At 53.0% G+C, this 22,509-nt stretch carries 22 protein-coding genes and 1 tRNA gene; 9 read left to right on the top strand and 14 right to left on the bottom strand.

Features of this window, described 5'->3' with window-relative positions; genetic code table 11:
* Window positions 1-183: 183 nt before the first annotated feature.
* The 8 genes from IV433_RS09340 to aspA form a co-directional block, all read right to left on the bottom strand.
* Window positions 184-1,209 (bottom strand): S66 family peptidase, encoded by a 1,026-nt coding sequence (locus tag IV433_RS09340; protein WP_195813550.1) that lies wholly within the window; start codon window positions 1,207-1,209, stop codon window positions 184-186.
* Window positions 1,210-1,290: 81 nt separating this feature from the next.
* Complete coding sequence (locus IV433_RS09335; protein ID WP_195813551.1) at window positions 1,291-2,607, bottom strand: MFS transporter; 1,317 nt, start codon at window positions 2,605-2,607, stop codon at window positions 1,291-1,293.
* Window positions 2,600-3,760, bottom strand: coding sequence for a mandelate racemase/muconate lactonizing enzyme family protein (locus IV433_RS09330; RefSeq protein ID WP_195813552.1), 1,161 nt, complete (start codon window positions 3,758-3,760; stop codon window positions 2,600-2,602). The genes IV433_RS09335 and IV433_RS09330 overlap by 8 nt, the downstream gene beginning before the upstream one ends.
* A 231-nt stretch (window positions 3,761-3,991) precedes the next feature.
* A tRNA-Phe gene (locus tag IV433_RS09325) sits at window positions 3,992-4,067 on the bottom strand.
* Window positions 4,068-4,196: 129 nt separating this feature from the next.
* Window positions 4,197-4,772 carry a division control transcriptional repressor DicD gene (dicD, locus tag IV433_RS09320; protein ID WP_152325350.1) on the bottom strand — a complete coding sequence of 192 codons (576 nt, stop codon included), beginning with the start codon at window positions 4,770-4,772 and terminating at the stop codon, window positions 4,197-4,199.
* Window positions 4,773-4,815: 43 nt separating this feature from the next.
* Entirely contained in the window at window positions 4,816-6,552 is a 1,737-nt protein-coding gene (locus IV433_RS09315) for a protein-disulfide reductase DsbD (protein ID WP_195813553.1), read from the bottom strand.
* A 205-nt stretch (window positions 6,553-6,757) separates the two neighbouring features.
* Window positions 6,758-8,059, bottom strand: a complete 1,302-nt coding sequence (locus IV433_RS09310) for an anaerobic C4-dicarboxylate transporter (RefSeq protein WP_195813554.1) — start codon at window positions 8,057-8,059, stop codon at window positions 6,758-6,760.
* 135 nt (window positions 8,060-8,194) lie between these two features.
* Complete coding sequence (gene aspA / locus IV433_RS09305) at window positions 8,195-9,631, bottom strand: aspartate ammonia-lyase (protein ID WP_195813555.1); 1,437 nt, start codon at window positions 9,629-9,631, stop codon at window positions 8,195-8,197.
* Window positions 9,632-10,003: 372 nt separating this feature from the next.
* Here aspA and IV433_RS09300 point away from each other — a divergent pair, with 372 nt between their 5' ends.
* The 4 genes from IV433_RS09300 (at window position 10,004) to IV433_RS09285 (ending at window position 13,347) form a co-directional block, all read left to right on the top strand.
* Window positions 10,004-10,495, top strand: a complete 492-nt coding sequence (locus IV433_RS09300) for an FxsA family protein (protein WP_152325346.1) — start codon at window positions 10,004-10,006, stop codon at window positions 10,493-10,495.
* Window positions 10,496-10,710: 215 nt separating this feature from the next.
* Window positions 10,711-11,004 carry a co-chaperone GroES gene (locus tag IV433_RS09295; protein ID WP_009636718.1) on the top strand — a complete coding sequence of 98 codons (294 nt, stop codon included), beginning with the start codon at window positions 10,711-10,713 and terminating at the stop codon, window positions 11,002-11,004.
* A gap of 53 nt (window positions 11,005-11,057) precedes the next feature.
* On the top strand, window positions 11,058-12,701 hold the full coding sequence (gene groL, locus IV433_RS09290) for a chaperonin GroEL (protein ID WP_195813556.1): 1,644 nt from the start codon (window positions 11,058-11,060) through the stop codon (window positions 12,699-12,701).
* Window positions 12,702-13,002: 301 nt separating this feature from the next.
* Complete coding sequence (locus IV433_RS09285; protein WP_014333641.1) at window positions 13,003-13,347, top strand: DUF4156 domain-containing protein; 345 nt, start codon at window positions 13,003-13,005, stop codon at window positions 13,345-13,347.
* 91 nt (window positions 13,348-13,438) lie between these two features.
* Here IV433_RS09285 and epmB read toward each other — a convergent pair whose 3' ends face one another.
* On the bottom strand, window positions 13,439-14,467 hold the full coding sequence (epmB, locus tag IV433_RS09280; protein ID WP_165058804.1) for an EF-P beta-lysylation protein EpmB: 1,029 nt from the start codon (window positions 14,465-14,467) through the stop codon (window positions 13,439-13,441).
* Between the two features lie 38 nt (window positions 14,468-14,505).
* On the opposite strand from epmB, the gene efp reads away from it, so the two are divergent.
* From efp to IV433_RS09265, 3 genes are all read left to right on the top strand, one after another.
* On the top strand, window positions 14,506-15,072 hold the full coding sequence (gene efp, locus IV433_RS09275) for an elongation factor P (RefSeq protein WP_101078258.1): 567 nt from the start codon (window positions 14,506-14,508) through the stop codon (window positions 15,070-15,072).
* An 88-nt stretch (window positions 15,073-15,160) separates the two neighbouring features.
* A complete protein-coding gene (locus IV433_RS09270) occupies window positions 15,161-15,289 on the top strand; it encodes an entericidin A/B family lipoprotein (protein WP_013573743.1) in 129 nt (42 codons plus the stop codon).
* Between the two features lie 118 nt (window positions 15,290-15,407).
* Window positions 15,408-15,542, top strand: coding sequence for an entericidin A/B family lipoprotein (locus tag IV433_RS09265; protein ID WP_014333643.1), 135 nt, complete (start codon window positions 15,408-15,410; stop codon window positions 15,540-15,542).
* Window positions 15,543-15,619: 77 nt separating this feature from the next.
* Here IV433_RS09265 and blc read toward each other — a convergent pair whose 3' ends face one another.
* The 5 genes from blc to frdA form a co-directional block, all read right to left on the bottom strand.
* Entirely contained in the window at window positions 15,620-16,144 is a 525-nt protein-coding gene (blc, locus tag IV433_RS09260; RefSeq protein WP_101078260.1) for an outer membrane lipoprotein Blc, read from the bottom strand.
* Between the two features lie 122 nt (window positions 16,145-16,266).
* Window positions 16,267-16,626, bottom strand: coding sequence for a fumarate reductase subunit FrdD (gene frdD / locus IV433_RS09255; RefSeq protein WP_104923549.1), 360 nt, complete (start codon window positions 16,624-16,626; stop codon window positions 16,267-16,269).
* A gap of 9 nt (window positions 16,627-16,635) precedes the next feature.
* The gene (gene frdC / locus IV433_RS09250) at window positions 16,636-17,052 is read right to left on the bottom strand and encodes a fumarate reductase subunit FrdC (RefSeq protein WP_195813557.1); all 417 of its coding nucleotides are present in this window, start codon (window positions 17,050-17,052) and stop codon (window positions 16,636-16,638) included.
* A gap of 11 nt (window positions 17,053-17,063) precedes the next feature.
* Window positions 17,064-17,798, bottom strand: a complete 735-nt coding sequence (locus IV433_RS09245) for a succinate dehydrogenase/fumarate reductase iron-sulfur subunit (protein ID WP_195813558.1) — start codon at window positions 17,796-17,798, stop codon at window positions 17,064-17,066.
* On the bottom strand, window positions 17,791-19,590 hold the full coding sequence (gene frdA / locus IV433_RS09240; RefSeq protein ID WP_195813559.1) for a fumarate reductase (quinol) flavoprotein subunit: 1,800 nt from the start codon (window positions 19,588-19,590) through the stop codon (window positions 17,791-17,793). Before frdA ends, IV433_RS09245 begins: the two co-directional genes overlap by 8 nt.
* A 282-nt stretch (window positions 19,591-19,872) precedes the next feature.
* Here frdA and epmA point away from each other — a divergent pair, with 282 nt between their 5' ends.
* Together epmA and IV433_RS09230 are read left to right on the top strand one after the other, a co-directional pair.
* Window positions 19,873-20,850, top strand: a complete 978-nt coding sequence (gene epmA / locus IV433_RS09235) for an elongation factor P--(R)-beta-lysine ligase (protein ID WP_195813560.1) — start codon at window positions 19,873-19,875, stop codon at window positions 20,848-20,850.
* A gap of 279 nt (window positions 20,851-21,129) precedes the next feature.
* Entirely contained in the window at window positions 21,130-22,494 is a 1,365-nt protein-coding gene (locus IV433_RS09230; RefSeq protein ID WP_195813561.1) for a nucleobase:cation symporter-2 family protein, read from the top strand.
* Window positions 22,495-22,509 lie beyond the last annotated feature (15 nt).

The raw sequence follows: 22,509 nt of genomic DNA, 5'->3' as shown, positions 1-22,509 counted from the left end.
CCTGATATACCGTCGTAAAGGGGCAGTCAGTATAAACCGTACTATTTAAAAGTCAGATTGTTGTCAGAAATATTTACATGCTGGCAATGCACAGCCTTAACGGGAGAGAAGAAAAAGGAAGGCTTGAACCGGAGAGATATAAATCACGTACGGAATTTTAGTAGTACGTGATTTATACGGTCATCAGGACAGGTACTGGCCGGTAATGTGAATCTGCTGCCGGTCAAAGTCGACAGCTATATCGACACCCAGCGGCAAGGTGAGCATCGGGTGAGTATGGCAGCAGTCAAAGCCGTCGACTAACGGGATATCCTGGCCGTTAAGGATTTCCAGCAGTACATCGGCGGGCTGCCTGCCGGTTCCGGCGTCGTCGAATAATTCATGCTTCCCGAGCACTATCGCACTGACGCGGTCGAAAACGCCATTGAGCTTAAGCATGGAGAACGAACGTTCGACGGTGGCGATATTCAGCAGGCTATCTTCGACAAACAAAATATCACCCTGACGGATTTCAGGCTGATAAGGACTTCCCCAGATCCCCGAAAGCGTATTCAGATTACCGCCGATGACGCGCCCTTCAATACGCCCTTTGCCCAGAAAACGGCAGTTATTGGCATACAAATGCTTAGCCCGAACCGGAGCAATATCATTCCAGTTAAGCTTTTCGTCCGTCCAGTGTGAGGGCAGAGAATAACGATACGGCGCGTCGTGACGGTTCATCAGAACGTCAGTAAAAGACGCATAAGTCTCATCAACCAGCGGGGGAAATTCGCCGAAAGAGGCAACCAGCGCAGGACCGTAAAAAGTAATCAGTCCGGTCTGTGCGTAAATGCCTGCCAGCAGCGCGGTGGTATCTGAATAACCAATAATGATTTTCGGGTCAGCGCGCAGTGCGTCGTAATCGAGATAAGGCAGCAGGGAGTTGGTGTTATTGCCACCAATGGTTGACATCACGCAGCGCACCTGCGGATCACGAAACAGCTGGTTTAATTCTTCTGCCCGCCGGGCAACGGATCCTGAACGGTAATGATCTGACTCGCCGGTCAGCAATCCCGGTTTAAGCACAAAACCTTTCTCCCGCAGGAAGTCTTTCCCGCGCGCAAAGCGGTTTGGTGCCGTGGCGGTAACCGGTGAAGAGGCGGAGAAAAAACCAATAGTGTCACCGGTTTTCAATGCTGGCGGGAATAGCGGAGTTCCGGACGAAGGCATTTCTATATCCTATAAATTTGCTCAATGTTCAACCTGCAATGTATCAGCTCGGCTGCAGGTTGAACATGATAAATCAAAGGATTAATGCTCCGTAATGACATCTTCTGACGGGCTTTTTTTACCAAAAAGTTCATTCACTTTATTCTGGCGTACGAGTATGGCCATTGCGACCACGCCGACGATCGCCAGACCGCTCGACAGGATAAAAGCAGACTGATAACCGCCGCCGTACTGGATTAAAAAGCCGGTGATGCTGGGAGATAAAATCCCGGCCAGATTAGCCAGCAGATGGACAAATCCCCCTGCGGTTCCGATGCGGTGCGCCGGCACGATATCCTGCAACAGCGACCAGCACGCCTGCGGCGTCATATACGCGAAGATACTGGCGACGGTTATCAGGGCGACGGCACCGGCCGTATTGCGGGTGTAAGCGGTCATCAGCACGCAACCTGCGGCGATAATCAGGCCGGTGAAAATAACGGCTTTACGTGAAAAAAGGAAATTACCGGTCCTGCGGTACAGCATATCTGCCACAATGCCGCCGCCAATGAAGCCTGCCGTTGCGCCCAGCCACGGGAGAATGCCGATAATACTCATGCTCCTGATGTCCAGATGCTGGAAATCCGTGAGGTAGCTTGGCAGCCATGACAGGAAAAAATACTGAATATAATTGAAGCAGAAAAACGCGGCGGCCACGCCTAATACCGGTTTGGAAAAAACGTAATACCACAGGGTATGCGCATCTTTTTCTTTCATCCCTGAAGTGACCGGTGTCGCCGGACGGTCGCTGGCAATCAGCGTTTTCTCGGCCTCTGAGACGCGCGGATGCTGTTCCGGCTTATCTCGGAAAAGAATCATCCAGGCCGCCAGCCAGACGAAGCCCAGCGCGGCAATCACCACAAAGGCAATACGCCAGCCGAAGTGCAACCCGACCAGCCCGACAATCGGTGCAGCAATTGCGGCGCCCAGCGGTTGCCCGGCGTTGGTAAATCCCACTGCGCGCCCGACTTCCTTACGCGGGAACCAGTTGGAGATGGATTTGTTGGTGGTGGTGCCCATCGGCCCTTCACCGATACCAAACATGACGCGTACGATCAGCAAATGCCCGAAACCTGTCACCAGAGCCGTAGCGCCGCAGAATACTGACCAGAAAGCCGCCGCCAGCCCGAACACTTTCCGCGGCCCGAATCTGTCAGCGCTCCAGCCCCCGATGAAACAAAACAGGCAGTAACCGATGAAGAAGGCGCTGAACAAAATCCCCATCTGCGCATCGTCGATGTGCAAATCGCCTTTGATCAGCGGTGCCATGACCGACAGCGCGGCGCGATCGAGATAATTCAGCATGCCTGCAAAAAACAGCAGCAGGGCGATAACGACGCGGTAATTGGATTTACGCATGAGCCGCCTCCGCCGTCAGGGAAAGCGTTTGTGAGCTGACGAGGTATTTCTGAATGACCGCGGGAGAAGGCTCAAAACCCAGACCCGGTGCATCAGGTAAAACCATGCGCGGCGTGAAGTCCAGCTGCGGATAAAGCTCTTCCTGCCACTGAATGAAAGGCACCTCCAGGCTGACACTTTCATCAAGTAAAGCCACCAGCTGCGCGGTCGCCATCAGGCCGGCGCCATAATAGAAGCAGTGCGGAACAACCCGGACAGAATATTGTTTTGCCAGCGCGAAGACTTTCAACATAGCGGTGATACCGCCAACTTTGCTGACGCTTGGCTGCGCGACGTCAATCGCACCGTGTTCGAAATGCTCGACAAATCCCTGTACGCCTGCCGCATTTTCGCCAGCGGCAATTCGTGTGCCCTGCGTTCTGACCAGCGCCAGACCGGCCAGATCATCCGGCGGCCAGATGGGTTCTTCCAGCCATCCCAGATTCAGCGGGCGTAATCTCTTTGCCTGCGCCGTGGCATCTTCAACACTCCACGGGCAATTCACATCGACCATCAGTTCGGCATCCTGCGGCAACACTTCCCGCGCGGCGGCAATGGCAGCGTATTCGGTTTCATGCAGTTTGATGGCGCGGAATCCGGCGTCATAAGTGCTCAGCACTTTTTCTGCCACGCGTTGCGGGTCATTCCCATAACTCACCAGACTGGCATAAACCCCGATTTTATGGCGCTTCGCCCCGAGCAATTGCCAAAGCGGCTGGTTTCTGGCTTTTGCCAGCAAATCCCACAGCGCGATATCCACCGCTGAGAGCGCAAACATCACCGGCCCCGTGCGGCCAAAGGCGTGGAAATTGATTTCTGCCTGTTGCATCAGCGAGGCAATTTCGTCAGGGCTTTGCGGGCAGGTTTGCCCGAGGAAAAATTTGCCCACCAGGCCGTTCAGCGCCGTTTCCGTCATCGGGTTAGAAAGATGCCCAAAACCTTCGCCCCAGCTGTGTAAACCGGTATCCGTGGTGATTTTGACCAGCAGCGTTTCCATACGGGTTAATGTCGGTGACGCCGCGTTGTAGGCGTCAGTGTTTTTCTCTTGTGATTTTTCCCTGCCGCTGCTGAAAGGAATAGCAACGCGCAATACCTCAATGTGGGTTATTTGCATCAGACAATCCTGTTTGTAGGGCTTTGAGTAAATTTTTTAGCCTAAGGAAACAGTCTAAAACGAGGAAATATGCCCGTTAACGGACGTTGGCCTAACTTTTAAACAGGAATGAACGGGAGTTTTGTGCAAATGAATGAAGGGATGAGAAGTCAGTCACGAAAGGAGAGGGCTGGTTTTTTTGGCTGAGGCCAGAAAGCAAAAAACCAGCCGTTAGGCTGGTTTCTTTAAATTTGGTGCCCGGACTCGGAATCGAACCAAGGACACAGGGATTTTCAATCCCTTGCTCTACCGACTGAGCTATCCGGGCAACGGGGCGCATTAAACCGTATTGGGCATGTGTCGTCAACGGCTTTGTCATCTAAAACACATAAAAGACGTTCGTTTGCTGTCTTTTCATTCAAAAATGGCGAAATGGCCTGTCTGCGGTCAGAGAAAGTCAGGAAAGTGCGCCATGTTCACGGCAGCGTGCGACATTCAAAACATCTTCTGCCAGGCGTCGCGCCACTTCCACATCGATGAGCTGACGTTTCACCAGCAACTTGCTCAGACAACCTTCAAGGATCAGTTCCATCTGCTGCGCCACCATTTCGGCATCATCGGAACCCATTTCCTGGAGCAAGGACAGCGTGTAGTCGTAGGACGCCCGTTTCTGATTTTCGGCCAGTTGGTGAATAGGCGCGTCGCTCTCAGGGAAAAACGTACAGGCTGCGATAAAGAGGCATCCCGGATAACGCTGCTGGCGCACCTGCTCATCGAGCACTTTATACCGCGCCAGTAATTTCTGCGGTGGAGTGAGCGTTTCGTCCAGCATCAGCTGACGCCGCCAGATTTCAATTTGCTCGCCATGATAGCGCAGGCTGTCGTAGAGCAGCGCTTCGGCATCGGGCCAGAAACGGCGCAGTTCATTGAGCGGAACGTCGACGAGTTCAGCGACGTTTTCCAGTGACAATGTTGCAAGGCCACGTTGTTCCAAGAGATTAAGGGTTTGATCGAGAACCTGTTCACGTAGCACGTTTGCCTCCTCACAATTCGCGTACTTCAAAATGTAGTGTCGTTTAAGGGCGGGCTTTCTGCAAATGCGCACTGAACTCAGTGGCATCCATAAAACCGGTAACCCGCGACTGCGGCAATTCATGGCCATCGGCGCCAAAGAATAAAATCGTAGGTAAGCCCAGCACTTCCAGACGCTCTAACAACGCCTTTTGCTCCGCCGAGTTTTGCGTCACATCGGCCTGAAGCAACAAAGTGTTCGCCAGTTCATTCTGCACTTCTGGCGCGGAAAACGTATATTTTTCGAACTCGTTACACGCCACACACCAGTCTGCGTACAAATCCAGCATGACGCGTTTGCCCTGCGCGCCCTGTAAGGCGGCGTTCAGTTCATCAACGTTTTGGATTTTCTGGAAGTTCAGCGCGTGCTGTGGCGCGGACTGACTGCTGGCGGGCGCAAAAGCCCAGTCCTGCAACGGACGGCTGACGATAAGCGCAGCGGCGAGGAAAATCAGTTGCAGAAAACGCACGATACCACGCTGACTTTTCAGGCTCAGCAGTAACGCCCAGCCGAAGAACGCGATGCCAAGCAGGCTCCACAGGCGTAATCCCCAGGTATCGCCAATCACACGCTCAAGTAAAAACACCGGCAGCGCGAGAATGACAAAACCGAAGCCTTCTTTGACGTAATGCATCCACGGGCCGCTGCGTGGCAGCAGTTTATTCCCGAACATAGTCACGATAATCAGCGGGATCCCCATCCCCAGCGCGTACAGGTAAAGCGTACCGGCACCTGCCAGTAAGTTTCCGCTCTGGGCGATGTACAGCAAAATGGCGCTCAGCGGCGCGGTGGTGCAGGGGGAACAAATCAGGCCAGCCAGCGCGCCCATAATAAAGACGCCCGGCAGCGAACCGCCTTTTTGTTCATTGCTCCACAACGCCAGCCGGGTCTGAACGGAGGACGGAAGTTGCAGGCTGAAAGCCCCAAACATTGATAACGCCAGCGCGATAAACATCACGGATAAAACGATCAGCACCCACGGGCTTTGCAATGCGGCCTGGAACTGCAAGCCGGCGGCGGCGACCACCATCCCAAGCAACGTATACGTCAGCGCCATGCCCTGTACGTACACCAGCGACAGCAGGAAAATTCGCTTCATGCTGTGCGGACGCTGGCGCCCGAGAATAATGCCGGAAATCAGCGGATACATCGGCAGTACGCACGGCGTGAATGCGATGCCGATACCAATCAGCAACGCCCAAAGCGGCGAAAAAGGCAGCGGCGTGGAAACTTTCGCTGGTGTGGCCTCAACCGGAGAAAGGATGGATTCTGCAACGTCTGCGCCGGCTTTAACCGGCTCTGAAACCTCACTGAGCGGCACTTCGCGGGTTTCCGGCGGATAGCAGAAACCGGCAGCGGCGCATCCCTGATAAGTTACGCGGACGGTCGCATCGGCGCTGGCCTGTCGTAACGGCACCATTAGGCGCAGCGCGTTTTCGAAGACTTCACTGTCGCCGAAAAACTCATCGTGATGTTCACGGCCCTTCGGCAAGATAAACGCTGCCAGCCGGGCATTCTTCGGTTCAATCTCAATTTTGCTGCGATATAAATAGTAACCGTCGCGGATCTGCCAGTTCAGTTTGAGATCATGGCCTTGCTGCTGAAAATCAAAGCTGAAAGCCTGATCAACAGGAACGAATTGCGTGGCGGCTGGTTTATCAAACAACGAGGCGTGAGCCTGCAAAGGCAACATAAACAGGCTGCACAGCAGGAAGAAAATTCGAAGAATGCGGTGATCCATGCGGAGTAAAGTTCTCTTTGTCGCGGCAGGTGAACGGCCACTGGGTGATTCGACAGAAGATGCGGACGGCTTCATGCCGCAGCGCGTTAATGAAATGTGAGTATACCCCGTGCGAACGCGACGCAGAAAGCCTTGCAGGTACTTTACAAAAGAGTGAAGCGGGAGAACGCAGGAAAGGCGGGGGCCGCAGCCCCCGGAAAAACTGTCAGAGAATAATACTGCCGACGGCGAAACCGAAAAGAACCGACAAAAATACGCCGATCGTGCCCGGTATAAAGAACGGATGGTTGAAGACGAACCGGCCAATTCGGGTGGTGCCGGTGTCATCCATCTGCACGGCGGCCACCAGCGTCGGATACGTCGGCAAAATGAACAGCCCGGAAACTGCTGCGAAAGAGCCCACCGCCGTCAGCGGGGAAACGCTCAGCGCCAGCGCCATGGGCAACAGGGCTTTGGTCGTCGCGGCCTGTGAATACAGCAGGGCCGAACTGAAGAAGAAAATCACCGCCAGCAGCCACGGATGTGCCTGAATAATGGTGCCCGCAGTTTCCTTAATCCAGCCCAGATTCGCCTGGACAAACGTGTCTCCTAGCCAGGCAACGCCGAGGATACAAATACAGGCGCTCATGCCGGATTTGAACGTGCTGGAGGTCAGAATTGAGTCGGTTTCGATGCGGCACAGCAGGGTGATTAATGTCGCCACGCTGAGCATGATAATCAGAATCGCGCTGTTGGTGGTCATCACCGGTTGAGCAACCCAGCCAAGGCTCGGGCTGTTAATCACGGCGTAGCCGACCACAGAAAAAACGCCCAGCAGGAACAGTAAAACGGAAAGCTTCGCGCCCCGTTTTATTTCCACTTTTTTATCGCCACGCAGCGCAATCAGGCCCTCTTCATAACGCTTGAGATAAACCGGATCGTTGGAGAGTTTCGAGTCAAAGCACCAGCTGATAATCAGCGACATCACAATCACGGCGGCCAGTGTCGAAGGGATCATCACCATCAGCAGATGCAAATAACTGACACCGTGGCTTTCCATCGTCGACGCCATATACACCACTGCGGCGGAAATCGGCGAGGCGGTTATGGCGATCTGCGCGGCCACAACGGCCGTTGAAAGCGGACGGCAAGGTTTGATCCCCTGCTCTTTTGCCACTTCAGAAATCACCGGGAGCGCAGAAAGTGAAATGTTGCCGGTACCGGCCATGATCGTGAGGAAATACGTGACGATCGGGGCCAGAAGGGTGATGTGTTTCGGGTTACGACGCAGCAGTTTCTCGGTTTGCTGCACCAGATAATCCATCCCGCCCGCGACCTGCATGGTCGAGATGGCGGCAATCACGGCCATGATGATGGAGATAACGTCAAAAGGGATCGAGCCCGGTTTCACGCCGATTAAAGCGAGCACCAGAACACCCAATCCGCCCGCGAAACCAATGCCGATGCCGCCTAAGCGGGCACCGAGAAAAATCGCGGCGAGTACAATAATAAGTTCGATGATTAACATGGCTGTCCGTCCATATATCCAGCAATCCTTAAGGAATTGAAAAATAATTGTTATGTAATTGTTGTTTGCCACTCAGTAAAAAGGCCCGCTGTTCCGGAGAACAACGAGCCTTTAAAAGGTCAGAGATGGAGTCTGTTACTGTTCATTTTCATCGGTATAACGCTTCGCTTTGTAAGCCGGGTGCTTCAGGTTATCGATGGAGAAAATGTCGTCCAGCTCGGCTTCCGTCAGCAAACCGCGCTCAAGCACGACTTCGCGGACGCTCTTGCCGGTTTCCGCACAAATCTTCCCGACAATATCGCCATTGTGGTGGCCGATGAACGGGTTCAGATACGTCACGATCCCAATAGAATTGAAGACGTAGAATTCGCACACTTCTTTGTTCGCCGTAATGCCGTTGATGCATTTTTCCAGCAGGTTGTAGCAGGCGTTAGTCAGGATATGTACGGATTCAAACATGGCCTGGCCGATCACCGGTTCCATGACGTTTAGCTGCAACTGACCCGCTTCGGCGGCCATCGTGACGCACATGTCGTTGCCGATGACTTTGAAGCAAACCTGATTCACCACTTCCGGGATCACCGGGTTAACTTTGGCAGGCATGATGGAAGAACCGGCCTGCAATTCTGGCAGGTTGATCTCATTGAGCCCGGCGCGCGGCCCGGAAGAGAGCAGGCGCAGGTCGTTACAGATTTTGGAAAGCTTAACCGCCAGACGTTTCAGGGAGCTGTGAACCATCACGTAAGCGCCGCAGTCTGACGTTGCTTCAATCAGGTCTTCAGCCGGAACGCAGGCCAGATTGCTGACTTCCGCCAGTTTCTGCACGGCCAGTTGCTGATAACCTTCCGGAGTATTCAGACGCGTACCGATCGCCGTTGCCCCGAGGTTCACTTCCAGCAGTAATTCGCCGGTGCGGATCAGGTTGCGGGTTTCTTCTTTAAGCAGCACGTTGAATGCATGGAATTCCTGACCGAGCGTCATCGGTACCGCATCCTGCAACTGCGTGCGGCCCATTTTGATGACGTTTTCAAATTCGACCGCTTTGCGCTCGAAGCCATCGCCCAGCTGGGAAATCGCATCAACCAGTTTCAGCAAAGAGGCGTAAACCGCGATACGGAAACCGGTCGGGTAGGCATCATTGGTGGACTGGCATTTATTAAGGTGATCGTTGGGATTAAGGAACTGGTAATCGCCTTTCTGGTGACCCATCAGCTCGAGACCGATGTTCGCCAGCACCTCATTCGTGTTCATATTTACCGAGGTTCCCGCGCCGCCCTGATAGACGTCGATAGGGAACTGGTCCATGCATTTACCTTTATCAAGCACTTCGTCGCACGCCTGAATGATGATGTCCGCAATATGGCGTGGAATGGTGCGCAGCTCTTTGTTTGCCAGAGCCGCCGCTTTCTTCACCATCACCATGCCACGAACAAACTCAGGCACATCGCTGATCTTGGTGTTGCTGATATAGAAGTTTTCAATCGCCCGCAGGGTATGAATGCCGTAATAAGCTTCTGCCGGTACTTCACGCGTGCCCAGCAGGTCTTCCTCGATACGAATGGTGTTTGACATGAGAACCTTCTCTTCGGTACTGAATGCGTTATGCGATGTTTAAAATTATGTTACTAGCCGTGGTAAATTTAAAACGATCAACCGTTGTTTCCACAACGAAGGCGATCATATGCTGCTTCAGGCGAATTGCACGTACTAAGATCACTATCCTGCCCTATGATTGTGCAAGTTTTTAGTATCTGTGAGAATTCTCACAATTCATTTACCTGCTCAATTAAATCAGGTCTGGCGCTTGAAATCACCGGGACACAGCACCATCTCATTGTAGTCAGCCTGCATTTCTTTGATGGCAAACATCGGAAACAGGCACTTATTCAGGGTTTCGAACGTTTCTGAAAAAGAACTTCGGGGCCAAATCACAAGGAGAATGCGGTGCGCTGGTTACCGTTACTACTGTTATTCCTGCTGGCTTATATTGAAATCACCTTATTTATCAAGGTGGCTGCGGTCGTTGGCGTCGCCACGACATTATTGCTGGTGGTATTCACCTCCTGCGTGGGTGTTTCTCTGGTCAAAAATCAGGGAATGAAAACGTTCATGCAGCTTCAGCAGAAGCTGGCTGTCGGTGAAAGCCCGGCGGCTGAAATGGTGAAAAGTGTTTCACTGGTGATTGCCGGTTTCCTGTTACTGGTTCCGGGATTCTTTACCGATTTCCTCGGCTTGCTGCTCCTGCTGCCACCGATTCAGAAACGACTGACGCTTAAGCTGATGCCACATCTGAATATTGTTCGCTCTGGCGGTAACTGGGGAAGCAGCGCGCCTACCGGAAATACCTTTGAAGGTGAGTTCCAGCGGACCGATGAAACACCGGAACGCCTGGTTTCACCGAAAAAAGATGACGACACAGAGCACCGCGATCGCTAATCTCTGTGGCCTTGATTGTTAATACATTGTTGGGAAGTAGTTTTCAGTCCGGGTTCAGATGGCCTGAAAGCCAAAAGAAAAAGCGAAATTTTTTCTGTTCTTCCCCTTGAAGGGCGGTGTATCGCCCCCATTAAACAAACCACGAGGCCGGGCAGGCATTTGTCAGGCATTCAACCCTAAAAATAGATATGGACCCGCTCACAGGAGAGTTATCAATGAAAATTCGTCCATTGCATGACCGCGTTATCGTCAAGCGTAAAGAAGTAGAATCTAAATCCGCTGGCGGCATCGTTCTGACTGGCTCAGCTGCTGGTAAATCTACCCGTGGCGAAATCCTGGCTGTCGGCCATGGTCGCATTCTGGAAAACGGTGAAGTTAAAGCGCTGGACGTTAAAGTTGGCGACATCGTCATCTTCAACGACGGCTACGGCGTGAAAGCTGAAAAAATCGACAATGAAGAAGTGTTGATTATGTCTGAGAGCGACATCCTGGCAATCGTAGAAGCCTGATCTTCCTCCGACCCACTTTTTTCTGAACTGAACGAATTGAAGGGAAATTAACAATGGCAGCTAAAGAAGTAAAATTCGGTAACGACGCCCGTGTGAAAATGCTGCGTGGCGTAAACATCCTTGCTGATGCAGTAAAAGTGACCCTGGGCCCTAAAGGCCGCAACGTGGTTTTGGACAAATCTTTCGGTGCTCCAACCATCACTAAAGACGGCGTGTCCGTTGCACGTGAAATCGAACTGGAAGACAAGTTCGAAAACATGGGCGCACAGATGGTGAAAGAAGTGGCGTCCAAAGCGAACGATGCTGCGGGTGACGGTACGACTACCGCAACCGTTCTGGCACAAGCCATCATCACTGAAGGCCTGAAAGCCGTTGCCGCTGGCATGAACCCAATGGATCTGAAACGCGGGATCGACAAAGCGGTCATCCACGCTGTTGAAGAACTGAAAAAACTGTCTGTACCTTGCTCTGATTCTAAAGCGATTGCACAGGTTGGTACCATCTCTGCTAACTCTGACGAAACTGTCGGTAAACTGATCGCTGAAGCGATGGAAAAAGTCGGCAAAGAAGGCGTCATCACTGTTGAAGAAGGCACTGGCTTGCAGGACGAGCTGGACGTTGTTGAAGGTATGCAGTTCGATCGCGGTTACCTGTCTCCATACTTCATCAACAAACCAGAAACCGGTTCAATCGAGTTGGAAAGCCCGTTCATTCTGCTGGCTGACAAAAAGATTTCTAACATTCGCGAAATGCTGCCAGTACTGGAAGCCGTTGCTAAAGCCGGTAAACCACTGCTGATCATCGCTGAAGACGTTGAAGGCGAAGCCCTGGCGACTCTGGTTGTGAACACCATGCGTGGCATCGTGAAAGTGGCTGCGGTTAAAGCACCTGGCTTCGGCGACCGTCGTAAAGCTATGTTGCAGGACATCGCAACCCTGACTGGCGGTACTGTAATCTCTGAAGAGATTGGCCTGGAGCTGGAAAAAGCGACTCTGGAAGACATGGGTCAGGCTAAACGTGTTGTGATCAACAAAGACACCACCATCATCATCGATGGCGTTGGCGAAGAAGCAACCATTCAGGGCCGTGTATCTCAGATCCGTCAGCAGATCGAAGAAGCGACCTCTGATTACGACCGTGAAAAACTGCAAGAGCGTGTGGCTAAACTGGCAGGCGGCGTAGCTGTTCTGAAAGTTGGCGCAGCGACTGAAGTTGAAATGAAAGAGAAGAAAGCCCGCGTTGAAGATGCGCTGCACGCAACCCGTGCTGCTGTAGAAGAAGGCGTGGTTGCTGGTGGTGGTGTTGCGCTGGTTCGCGTTGCCCACACTCTGGCTAACCTGACCGGCGACAACGATGACCAGAACGTGGGTATCCGCGTTGCTCTGCGCGCAATGGAAGCTCCACTGCGTCAGATCGTTGTGAACGCAGGCGAAGAAGCTTCTGTAATCGCAAACACTGTTAAAGCAGGCGAAGGTAGCTTCGGTTACAACGCTTACACTGAACAGTACGGCGACATGATCGCAATGGGTATCCTGGATCCAACTAAAGTGACCCGTTCTGCTCTGCAGTACGCGTCTTCTGTAGCTGGCCTGATGATCACCACTGAGTGCATGATCACCGACCTGCCTAAAGACGATAAAGTCGATATGGGCGCTGGCGGTATGGGTGGCATGGGCGGTATGGGCGGCATGATGTAATCATCATCCCCCTGCGTTCATCCGCAGGTACGGCAAATCAGCGGCAGTTTTGTTGTCTGAGTTAACGTACTGAAGAAACCCGGTCTGAAAAGGCCGGGTTTTTTTATTTGACCATTTTTTATCGTGTTCAGTAAGATAAGTCTCAATGTCTTCCGGGTTTAACGTGTAGACTCATTTCTGCGTGGTTTTCGGATTTATACCGATAGCGCAGAACCTTGGGTATGCGTGGCAACGGATGCCTAAGAGAGCCAGGTGTTTTCTGATAGGCTTTATGTGATTACAAAAACAAATGGGGAAAGTGATGCGGATTAAAATGTTACTGGGCCTGTCAGCTATCGCGCTGCTTGCCGGGTGCAGTACCACTCATCAACTGGATGCAGCGGGACAGCAGGTGAAATTCACGGACGACAAACCAGGCGCAAATTGTCAGCTCCTCGGTGAAGTCACTGGTGCCCAAAGCAACTGGTTCTCCGGTACCGGCGGCGATGGTAGCTCAATGCGTGGTGCGGCCAACGACCTGCGCAACAAGGCGGCAGCGATGGGCGGCAATACCATTTATGGTGCCAACAGCCCGTCTCAAAATTTCCTGTCCAGCTTTGCACCGGTTGACAGCAAAATGGTCGGCCAGGTTTATAAGTGCCCATAGTCGGGCCGTTTACGCTTTAGCTGCGTGAACCTGCACAGAAATACGAAAGGGATGCCTGATGGCATCCCTTTTTGCATTTCGGCATTCGCGTTTACGACTGTTTAAGGCGTAAATCCAAAATGGTTTTACTTGGTTCGCCGCCAATCTCGCGGGTCAGTTTCGGCACCATATAACCGGAAACTTTGCTCATCAGCCCTTTCATAATGATGCGCGCTTCATCGTCGCTCACCATGAAATGCGCCGCGCCCTGAACTTTATCCAGCACGTGGATGTAGTAAGGCAAAATTCCCGCATCAAACAGCGCATTACTGAGCGCGGCAAGCACATCGGCAGAGTCATTTACGTCACGCAACAGCACGCTCTGATTGAGCAGCGTGACCCCATGACGCTTCAGTTTCGCCATGCTGGCGCGCAACGCGTCATCGATTTCATTGGCGTGATTGATGTGCGTCACCATCAGCACCTGCAAACGCGACTGTTCAAGGCGCTGGCAGAGCGTGTCCGTGATGCGCGCAGGGATCACCACCGGTAAACGGGTATGGATACGCAGGCGTTTGATGTGCGCGATCCCTTCCAGTTCACCGATCAACCAGTCGAGTTCGTGATCTTTCGCCATCAGCGGATCACCGCCGGAGAAAATAATTTCATCGAGTTCGGGCTGTGTACGGATATAATCCAGCGCCTGAACCCAGTTGGCCTTATTCCCCTGGTTGTCCTGATACGGGAAATGGCGGCGAAAGCAGTAGCGGCAATTCACCGCACAGCCGCCTTTTACCAGCAACAGGGCGCGATTGCTATACTTGTGCAACAGACCCGGAACAACGCTGCGTTGTTCATCAAGCGGGTCGGTGGTAAAGCCCGGCGCGGCGATAAATTCTTCGCGTGCGGTTAATACCTGGAGCAACAAAGGATCCCGCGGATCGCCGTGCTGCATACGTGCTACAAAGGCACGGGGCACGCGAAGCGGGAACAAACGACGGGCTTCATGGCCACTTTGCAGATCTGCATTGTCGTTAAGTGCCAGAAGAGTAAGCAGTTCATTCGGGTCAGTGATAACATCGCCGAGTTGATACAACCAATCTTCTCTAAATGGCGTGTTTAGGGTTACAATGTTTGCCATTTTTTTGGCTAATACCAGTTTAAAATTAGAGGGCCATCATGGCGACTTATTCTAGCAACGATTTCCGTCCGGGTCTTAAAATCATGTTCGAAGGCGAGCCTTTCGCAATCGAAGACAGCGTGTTCGTAAAACCAGGCAAAGGCCAGGCTTTCGCACGTGTGAAAATGCGCCGTCTTCTGACCGGCTCCCGTGTAGAAAAAACCTTCAAATCTACTGACTCTTGCGAAGGCGCAGACGTTGTAGATACCAACATGACTTACCTGTACAACGACGGTGAGTTCTACCACTTCATGCACCCTGAGACTTTCGAGCAGCACGGTGTTGAAGCTAAAACTGTTTCTGAAGCCTCTAAATGGCTGCAAGACAACGCTGAATGTATCGTGACTCTGTGGGACGGTCGTCCTATCGCTGTCCAGCCACCGAACTTCATCGAAGCCGAAGTTGTTGATACCGATCCAGGCCTGAAAGGTGATACCGCAGGTACCGGCGGCAAGCCAGCAACGCTGAGCACCGGCGCTGTGGTTAAAGTGCCTTTATTCGTGCAGATTGGCGAAATCGTCCGTTGTGACACCCGCTCTGGCGAATACGTTTCCCGCGTTAAATAAGTTTCTTATTACGCTGGATGAAAGCTGCCACAGGGTAATGCCTGTCGCAGCTTTCCGGCTCAACCTGTTGAATGGGATTGTGTTTTCCATGTTGAAGAAGATGATGTTTATCGTGGTTTCAGTGATGTTGCTGGCTTCGTTATCCGGCTGCAACACGGTTCACGGTTTTGGTGAAGACATCCAGCATCTGGGTGGCGCGATTTCCAAAGCAGGCTGATTCCTTCAGCCTCGTTTTACCAACTGTCCTAAAATCCTGCCTTTTCCCTTCCGTATTCAGAAAATTAACTACACTTAGTGAGTCTTACTTTACATTCTCTTATAGGAAGGAATTTTATATGTTGAAGAAAAGTATCCTCGCAATCCTGTCTGTTCTTGTTCTGTCTTCTGCGTTAACTGCCTGCAATACCACGCGTGGCGTGGGTGAAGATGTCTCTGCCGGCGGCCAGGCAATTCAGAAAAGCGCTCAGTAACGGGCGTGTGAGTTGAAGTAAGCTGAAGTCTGCCTGCACATTGATGCAGGCAGTGTTGTTTCTGAAGGGCGGAAAACTTACGGCTGTTTGACCCACACCAGCTTGCTGGTATCAAAACCGTAGCCTTGCGCGGTTTTCAGCAGTTGTTGTTTTACGCTGTCATCCAGCGTCGGGGTTCGTGAGAGGATCCACAGATAGCTTTTATCCGGCCCGCAAACCAGCGCATAGCGGTAATCTTTATCCAGCTCGATGACGTTATAGCCGCCATAGAACGGGCCAAAGAACGAAACTTTGAGCGCCGCACGTGACGTTGAACCGGTGAAATACCCTTTGCCTTCACTTTCCTGCCATTTGTTTTTCTCAGGATTAAAGCCACGGTTAATAACTTTCACACCGCCATCATCCCGCAAGCTGTAATTGGCCGTCACGCGTTCAAGCCCGCTTTCAAAGCTGTGATCCAGCCTTGCCACTTCATACCAGGTTCCCAGATAGCGGTTAAGCTCGAAATTACTGACGACTTTGACGTCTTTGGGTGGCGTCACGCTGCAAGCGACCGATAAAAGTGCCGTGACAATCACACCGAGTTTTGACCAGATACGCATATATGTTCCTTCCTTAGGTAATCACCTAAGTGTAGGTAACAATTGAGGAAAAGAGAAAAGGTGAAAGCAGGAAAAAATCAGCGGCCACGAAAATGACCGCTGAAGAAGGAGATCTTCTGAGATCAGAGGCGGATCAACACGATAAGTGTGACAACACTTAAGATCATTGCCAGACCGTAGAACACCCATTTACCGGCAGGAACGTGGATTTTCAGGTCATGCATGGCGTGGTGGATCCTGTGCAGACCGCACCACAACGGCAGGACGATCATCAGCAGCAGAAACAGGCGGCCAATCCAGCTTTGTGCGAACGCCAGTACGCGCGGATAGCTCAGCGCGTCACCGGGGAAAAACCCCAGTGGCAGCAGGAAGCACACCAGCAGAATCATCACCGGCGCAAAAATCGCACTCCACATGCCGCCCGCGCCAAACAGCCCCCAGAACACCGGCTCATCTGAACGTTTAGGAAGAGTATTTTTCATGTCGCCTCCTCAAAGAAACAGCGCGATGGCGAGTATCACCAGCGTCACAACGGCAGTTACGCACCAGAAACCGGTAATCACCGGTTCCGGCCCCATCTTCTTGCCTTTCACAATGACGATGGAGGCTTTCGGTGCCAGTTCAAACCAGGTTTTGGTGTGAAGCAGCGCGGCCAGTAAAGCAATCAGGTTGATCAGCATGACCACCGGGTTTTGCAGGAAATGTACAAATCCCGACCAGCTTTCCGGCCCGTTGCGTAAGGCAAAAATACCGGCCAGCAGCAAGATACTGAACCAGACTGCCGGAACGGACGTGCCTTCACGCAGCATATAGAAACGATAGAAAAGTGAACGTTGCCACCAGCTGGCGGGCATTTCGCGCACGTAAGGTTTACGTTTGCTGCCCGGGGTCTGAGTTCGAGTCGTCATATTTTCCTCCCTCATTGCGGTCTCAGCCTCGCTATCATGAAGTCTTTCGAACTTTCGACTTTGCCCTGTTGAATCGCGGCGGCAGGGTCGACGTGTTTCGGACAGACTTCAGAACAGTAACCGACAAACGTACAGCTCCAGACGCCGTTCTGGCCGTTAAGCTGCGGCATACGCTGGGCTTTGCCGTGATCCCGGTTATCCAGGTTATAGCGGTGCGCCAGCGTAATGGCGGCCGGGCCGATAAATTCCGGGTTCAGGCCGAATTGCGGGCAGGCGGCGTAACATAAACCGCAGTTGATACAGCCGGAGAACTGATGATATTTCTCCATTTGAGCCGGCGTTTGTTTGCCCGGGCCTTCCGCTACAGTTCGGGTATTGCCAATAATGTACGGCTTAATGGATTCGAGGCTTTCGATAAAGTGAGTCATATCGACCACCAAATCGCGTTCGACCGGGAAGTTTGCCAGCGCCTCCACCTGCATTCCGTCCGGATATTCGCGCAGGAACGTTTTACAGGCCAGTTTTGGCACACGGTTGACCATCATGCCGCAGGAACCGCAAATGGCCATACGGCATGACCAACGGTAGGAAAGATCGGCGGCAAGATAGTCTTTGATATAGCCCAGCGCGTCGAGCAGCGACGTTGTTTCGTCGAAAGGCACGTCATACACCACCGGATGCGGCGCGTTGTCCGTCTCCGGGTTATAGCGCATGATTTCAACCTTCAGGCTTCGCATTTTAGCCACGTGATTGCTCCTTATCTTTTTTATCGTGATTCTCAGCTTCCCCGCCATACATACGTTTTGCCGGTGGTAATGTGGTGATTTTCACATCGCCGTATTCAAGACGTGGCGCGGAATCTGGCTGATAAAAGGCCAGCGTATGCTTAAGGAAATTGACGTCATCGCGTTCGGTACAGCCTTCATCCAGGCGCTGGTGCGCACCGCGGGATTCCCGGCGATGCAGGGCAGAGTGCGCCATACATTCGGCCACTTCCAGCCCGTGCCCCAGCTCGATGGTGTACAGCAAATCGGTGTTGAAAACGCTGGAGGTGTCTTTGATTTTGACGCGTTTGAAACGCTCTTTCAGCTCGGTCAGCTTGTCGATGGTTTTTTGCATCAGCTCGGTGGTGCGGTAAATCCCGCAGCCTTCTTCCATCGCCAGCCCCATTTCGTCGCGGATGGCCGCCCAGCTCTCATCGCCTTCCTGCTTCATCAGCGCGTCAACGCGATTTTCGATATCACGAACCTGCGCGTCGAGGGCTTCGGTATTGCCGTAGTCTTTGGCTTCGGCGGCGCGTTCTGCCGCTTTTTCACCGGCCATGCGGCCAAACACCACCAGTTCTGCCAGTGAGTTGGAACCCAGACGGTTTGCGCCGTGCAGGCCAACCGATGAACATTCACCGACGGCAAACAGACCTTTGATGCGGGTTTCGCACTGCGCATCCGTTTCGATCCCCCCCATCGTGTAGTGCGCGGTAGGGCGTACAGGGATTGGATCGGTGATCGGATCGACGCCGACGTAAGCTTTCGCCAGTTCACAGATAAACGGCAAACGCTCGCGCAGCTTTTTCTCGCCGAGATGACGTAAATCCAGATACACCACATCGCCACGCGGAGTGGAAATGGTGCGACCGGCGCGCCATTCGTGCCAGAACGCCTGCGACACTTTGTCGCGCGGGCCGAGTTCCATATATTTGTTTTTCGGTTCGCCGAGCGGGGTTTCCGGCCCCATGCCGTAATCCTGCAAATAACGGTAACCGTCTTTATTCACCAGAATACCGCCTTCACCACGACAGCCTTCTGTCATCAGAATGCCGGAGCCGGGCAGGCCGGTCGGGTGATATTGCACGAACTCCATATCACGCAGCGGAATGCCATGACGGAACGCCATGCCCATGCCGTCGCCGGTGACAATCCCGCCGTTGGTGTTGTAGCGGTAAACGCGGCCTGCGCCGCCGGTCGCCATTACGATAGCGTTAGCGCGGATTTGTACGCGGGTGCCTTCCATCATATTGATGGCGACGACGCCGCGAACCTGGCCGTCATCGACCAGAATATCGAGAACGAAATGCTCGTCGAATCGTTTGATTTGCGGGTATTTCAGCGAGGTCTGGAACAGGGTATGCAGCATGTGGAAACCGGTTTTATCCGCGGCAAACCAGGTGCGTTCGATCTTCATCCCGCCAAAACGGCGGACGTTGACTGAACCATCTTCCTTACGGCTCCACGGACAGCCCCAGAGTTCAAGCTGCGCCATTTCAGTCGGGCATTGATGAACGAAATGGTCCACTACGTCCTGCTCACACAGCCAGTCGCCTCCGGAAACGGTATCCTGGAAGTGAAAATCAAAGCTGTCGTGATCTTGCGTCACTGCGGCAGAACCGCCTTCGGCGGCCACCGTGTGGCTGCGCATAGGGTACACTTTCGAAATCAACGCGATATTCAGGTTGGGATTGGCTTCCGCTGCGGCTATTGCTGCGCGTAAACCCGCCCCACCTGCACCTATAATTGCAATGTCGGCGTTAAAGGTTTGCACTGCATTCCTCCACTATCATCAATGAGATCGGGTTTGAAACACCCGCGAAAAAGGTTTTGAATCTGAGGCTTAACCACCGCTGATGACATACAGGCGCTGTCCCAGAGGCTAATATTCTTATTATTTGTAAGGGAATTATTATACCTAATGAGGAGTAGTGGTAATTTGATGTGAATGCAGGTTTAGGCTTTCTCTGTATTTTGCTTCGCAAAATGAGATATTTGTTTGCCCTGAGGGTTGCAGGTAGACTGCATGACTTTTCTGAATTCGGAGTAAATCACCATGAGCGAAACGGCAAGCTGGCAACCCAGTGCTCCTGTCGCCAATTTGTTGAAGCGTGCGGCTATTCTCGCTGAGATTCGACGTTTCTTTGCCGATCGCGGCGTGCTGGAAGTAGAAACGCCGGCCATGAGCCAGGCCACGGTGACCGACATCCATCTGGTGCCTTTTGACACACGTTTTGTCGGGCCGGGTGCGGCTGACGGCATGACGTTGTATCTGATGACCAGCCCGGAATATCACATGAAACGTCTGCTGGCTGCGGGCAGCGGGCCGATTTACCAGATGGGCCGCAGCTTCCGAAACGAAGAAGCCGGTATCCATCACAACCCTGAATTCACCATGCTGGAATGGTATCGTCCGCGTTATGACATGTACCGCCTGATGAATGAAGTGGATGATCTGCTGCAACAGGTGCTCGATTGCGATACGGCAGAAACCCTGTCCTATCAGCAGGCGTTTACGCGCCATCTGGGCGTGGACCCGTTGTCTGCGGATAAAACCGAACTGCGTGAAGTTGCCGCGAAGCTGGATTTATCAAACATCGCGGATACCGAAGAAGACCGCGACACCTTATTGCAGTTGCTGTTTACGATGGGTGTTGAACCGCATATTGGCCGCGACAAGCCGACTTTCGTGTATCACTTCCCGGCGACGCAGGCGTCTCTGGCGGAAATCAGTACCGAAGATCACCGTGTTGCTGAGCGTTTTGAGGTGTATTACAAAGGCATCGAACTGGCGAACGGTTTCCGCGAACTGACAGATGGTCGCGAACAGCGTCAGCGTTTCGAGCAGGATAACCGTAAACGCGCCGCGCGCGGTTTGCCTCAGCATCCTATCGATAACAATCTGCTGGATGCTCTGGAACACGGTATGCCGGAATGCTCCGGTGTAGCGCTGGGCGTTGATCGTCTGATTATGATTGCGCTGGGCGCGAGCAGCCTGAGCGAAGTGCTGGCCTTCCCGGTCACACGCGCCTGAGTCGGTTTTACCCAATCCTGGCCCTCGGGTCAGGATTCTCTTTCTTACCCGTCATGCCTCCTTTCCTTGCCCTGTGATTGTGCAATAACATTAAAATTGCTCCTTTAGTGAAACAAAAGTACCTAAATCGCGTAACACTGATTTTAAAGTTTCAGAGATGACACCCCCGCGCGAACCCGCAATCCTTCTGGCTCCTCAACGATTTAACGCAAATTTTCTCTCCGCTGGCCTGATTTATGCATTACAGGATAACTACTCAATCAGCTCTGGGATCCCGTTATGTCTGAATCTGGCGACAAAGAACTTCTTTATGGTCTGGAGGCGCGTATTGCACCGGCACCGGCATTTTTCACGGCCATCCAGCATGTCCTCGCGAGCGTGGTGGGGATTATTACTCCGCCGCTGATTATCGGTTCGGTACTCGGGCTGAATGCGTATCTCCCTTATCTCATCAGTATGTCGCTGCTGGCTTCCGGCATCGGGACGTTCATTCAGGCGCGCCGGTTTATGTCGGTGGGCGCGGGGATGATTTGCCTTCAAGGCACCAGTTTTGCATTTCTGGGTGTGATTCTGTCCGGAGGAATGCTGGTGAAAAGCCGCGGGGGCTCGCCTGAAGACATCATGGCGATGATTTTTGGCGTGAACTTTGTCGCGGCTTTTATTCCGCTTCTGGTCAGCCGGTTTATCGGGCAGATGCGCCGCGTGTTTACTCCGCTGGTCAGCGGCACGGTGATTGCCCTGATTGGCATCAGCCTGATTAAAGTCAGTATTACAGACTGGGCGGGCGGGCACGGTGCGGCGAATTTCGGTGCGCCGGTCAATCTGGCGCTGGGCGCGCTGACGCTGCTGGTGATCGTCGCATGTAACCGCATTAATGTCCGCTGGCTGCGCCTTTCATCGATAGTGTCAGGGATTATTGTCGGGTGTATCGCGGCTGCCCTGACCGGACATCTGCCGCTTAAACCGTTGCAGGGCGACTGGTTTGCGCTGCCGCAGTTGTTCCGTTTTGGCTTCAAGTTTGACTGGATCATCTTCGTGCCAATCGCGCTGGTGTCGTTTATCAGTATTCTGGAAGCGGTCGGCGATTTGACGGCGAACTGCATGTTGTCGCAGCAGCCCATTGAAGGGGAAAGTTTCCGTAAGCGCCTGAAGGGCGGGATCCTGGCCGATGGCGTCAGCTGCATTATCGCTGCGGCGTTTTCCTCCTTCCCGAATACCACTTTTGCGCAGAACAACGGCGTGATCCAGATGACCGGCGTCGCCAGCCGTTATGTCGGGATGTACATCGGGGGTGTTCTGGTGTTGCTGGGGCTGTTCCCGTTTATCGGCGAAGTCTTGCAGCAAATCCCTGCGCCGGTGTTGGGTGGCGCGACGCTGGTGATGTTTGGCAGCGTGGTCGCTGCGGGCATTCGCATCATGACGCAGTCGCCGGTTGGCCGCCGCGAAATGTTAATTATCGCGATTTCCTTTGGCATCGGTCTGGGCATTGAAGCGGTGCCCGATGTTCTTGCGCAGTTCCCGCCGATTGTGGGGAATATCTTCGGCCACGCAGTCACCAGCGGCGGCGTGATCGCCATCCTGCTGAATCTGCTGATGCCGGCAGAGCGCGCTATCGCTGTGGCAGAAGAGGTGAAGGTTCACTAACGTTCCCCGCGCGTG

It is taken from the genome of Rahnella laticis (assembly GCF_015644585.1).
GTDB classification, from domain to species: Bacteria; Pseudomonadota; Gammaproteobacteria; order Enterobacterales; family Enterobacteriaceae; genus Rahnella; species Rahnella laticis.
Note: the sequence above shows the minus strand (reverse complement) of the source record. Positions and strands in the feature narration are given on the sequence as shown.

What these genes read in the sequence shown, in the direction of transcription:
- frdD (WP_104923549.1), bottom strand. Translation starts at nt 16,626, where the DNA reads ATGAAAAATACTCTTCCTAAACGTTCAGATGAGCCGGTGTTCTGGGGG.
- IV433_RS09295 (WP_009636718.1), top strand. Translation starts at nt 10,711, where the DNA reads ATGAAAATTCGTCCATTGCATGACCGCGTTATCGTCAAGCGTAAAGAA.
- IV433_RS09270 (WP_013573743.1), top strand. Translation starts at nt 15,161, where the DNA reads ATGTTGAAGAAGATGATGTTTATCGTGGTTTCAGTGATGTTGCTGGCT.
- efp (WP_101078258.1), top strand. Translation starts at nt 14,506, where the DNA reads ATGGCGACTTATTCTAGCAACGATTTCCGTCCGGGTCTTAAAATCATG.
- aspA (WP_195813555.1), bottom strand. Translation starts at nt 9,631, where the DNA reads ATGTCAAACACCATTCGTATCGAGGAAGACCTGCTGGGCACGCGTGAA.
- IV433_RS09330 (WP_195813552.1), bottom strand. Translation starts at nt 3,760, where the DNA reads ATGCAAATAACCCACATTGAGGTATTGCGCGTTGCTATTCCTTTCAGC.
- groL (WP_195813556.1), top strand. Translation starts at nt 11,058, where the DNA reads ATGGCAGCTAAAGAAGTAAAATTCGGTAACGACGCCCGTGTGAAAATG.
- IV433_RS09315 (WP_195813553.1), bottom strand. Translation starts at nt 6,552, where the DNA reads ATGGATCACCGCATTCTTCGAATTTTCTTCCTGCTGTGCAGCCTGTTT.
- IV433_RS09285 (WP_014333641.1), top strand. Translation starts at nt 13,003, where the DNA reads ATGCGGATTAAAATGTTACTGGGCCTGTCAGCTATCGCGCTGCTTGCC.
- IV433_RS09265 (WP_014333643.1), top strand. Translation starts at nt 15,408, where the DNA reads ATGTTGAAGAAAAGTATCCTCGCAATCCTGTCTGTTCTTGTTCTGTCT.
- IV433_RS09310 (WP_195813554.1), bottom strand. Translation starts at nt 8,059, where the DNA reads ATGTTAATCATCGAACTTATTATTGTACTCGCCGCGATTTTTCTCGGT.
- frdC (WP_195813557.1), bottom strand. Translation starts at nt 17,052, where the DNA reads ATGACGACTCGAACTCAGACCCCGGGCAGCAAACGTAAACCTTACGTG.
- blc (WP_101078260.1), bottom strand. Translation starts at nt 16,144, where the DNA reads ATGCGTATCTGGTCAAAACTCGGTGTGATTGTCACGGCACTTTTATCG.
- epmA (WP_195813560.1), top strand. Translation starts at nt 19,873, where the DNA reads ATGAGCGAAACGGCAAGCTGGCAACCCAGTGCTCCTGTCGCCAATTTG.
- IV433_RS09335 (WP_195813551.1), bottom strand. Translation starts at nt 2,607, where the DNA reads ATGCGTAAATCCAATTACCGCGTCGTTATCGCCCTGCTGCTGTTTTTT.
- IV433_RS09340 (WP_195813550.1), bottom strand. Translation starts at nt 1,209, where the DNA reads ATGCCTTCGTCCGGAACTCCGCTATTCCCGCCAGCATTGAAAACCGGT.
- epmB (WP_165058804.1), bottom strand. Translation starts at nt 14,467, where the DNA reads ATGGCAAACATTGTAACCCTAAACACGCCATTTAGAGAAGATTGGTTG.
- IV433_RS09230 (WP_195813561.1), top strand. Translation starts at nt 21,130, where the DNA reads ATGTCTGAATCTGGCGACAAAGAACTTCTTTATGGTCTGGAGGCGCGT.